This window comes from Microcoleus sp. A2-C3 (genome assembly GCF_036706065.1).
Taxonomy (GTDB): domain Bacteria; phylum Cyanobacteriota; class Cyanobacteriia; order Cyanobacteriales; family Microcoleaceae; genus Microcoleus.
This window is the reverse complement of record NZ_JAUBVX010000127.1, coordinates 1-1,454: the sequence shown is the minus strand read 5'-3', so window position 1 is coordinate 1,454 and position 1,454 is coordinate 1. Positions and strand designations below refer to the sequence as shown.

At 40.3% G+C, this 1,454-nt stretch carries 1 pseudogene; it reads right to left on the bottom strand.

The annotated features are described in order from the left end of the window. Positions 1 to 19 precede the first annotated feature (19 nt). Positions 20 to 1,277 (bottom strand): annotated as a pseudogene (locus QUB66_RS29630) (ISAs1 family transposase). Positions 1,278 to 1,454: the final 177 nt, after the last annotated feature.

Here is a 1,454-nt window from a genome sequence, read left to right as displayed (position 1 = left end):
CAGGGTAAGAGCATCTTCATTAAGCTTGACACAAAGGTTCAGAAGAACCTAAGATATGATCGGCGAAACAAGAAGTCAGAACCAGAAACATATAATCATTATTCATAGCTGCCCGCTTCATTTTTTGTCGGAGACTACGTTGACAAGTTTGTTCGCGATTGAGGGCATTAAGCGCTATGCGTCTGATCACAGCAATATTCCGAGGACTGTGACCGGAACGAATTCTACAAGCGTCCTCACCAAAAGTACAATCGAGTGTCCAATGAGCCTGATTTTCAATACTCCAATGTTTGCGGATAGCCTGACCTAAACGTTCAGCATCATGTTCTAAAGAAGTCAAATAAAAATGAACCTCACTTGTGGTCTTATTCCAAAGATGACGGACACGAATCACCATAACAACACTTTTGAGTCCTGCCCAAATCCGGGGTTGATAAAGTTCACCAATCGCCGAAATTGGCACAGCCCAAACTTGACGATTTTCCGTGCGATGATGTCCTGAATTAATCTGTTTGTCGTAGCTGACATCAACAGATTTAAAATCCTGTGCAGCCGCTTCTTTAAACCATTTTGTAACTTGAGAGTATAAAGTCGGATGGTTAGCTTTAAGTGCCAGTACATAATCTGCCTTTTTCTCAATAATTTTTTGAGCAATTTCAGTTTGTGTCCCCATAGCATCAATAGTGATAATAGAACCTGTGATATCTAGCAACTCTAACAATGCGGGAATGGCAGTAATTTCATTGGATTTATCTTCAACCTTCATCTGTGCCAGAACTAAGCGTTGATCGCTAGCCCATGCACTAACAATATGGAGTGCTGATTGACCTTGATTTCGGTCATAAGAACCTCTAATTGTCTTACCATCTATGGGAATAACTTCGCCCCCCATTGAATTAACGATAGTTTCTACCCAACCCAAAAAGCAACGATTCAAGGCCTCTGGATCGATGAACTGAAATACCCTGCGAAATGTATCATCAGAAGGGATGCCGTTCGGTAATTCCAAAAACTCTTCTAACCATTCTTTTTTACTGATACCATAATTCTCCATGTCTTCCCAGCCTTGCGCCCCGGCAATTATTGCTAAAATTGCAATAACTAAGATGTCGGTGAATTGATGTTTTTCAAGGAAGCTCTACTCGATGGTCTTTGAGTTCTCCAAAGTGCTTTAATAGACTCAGTTGGATATCTCTCATTTCTGGCACATCTTTCTTCTTAGTCTGAGCACGAGAATTTTTCTGATCAGCAAGTTGAATTTGAAAACCCTGAGACATTTTAGTATTCCTTGGTAATTTTTGGAAGAGCCTAGCTGTTTTTAGCCCCACGGGCGGGCCAACTTATTGACCAACAAGTATAACTCATACTAAATCTAGATATTTTCACCTGCCTATTACCATGACTGAAGTAATTTTTCAAGTACATTTTATACCAAATTAGATGCTCTTACCCTG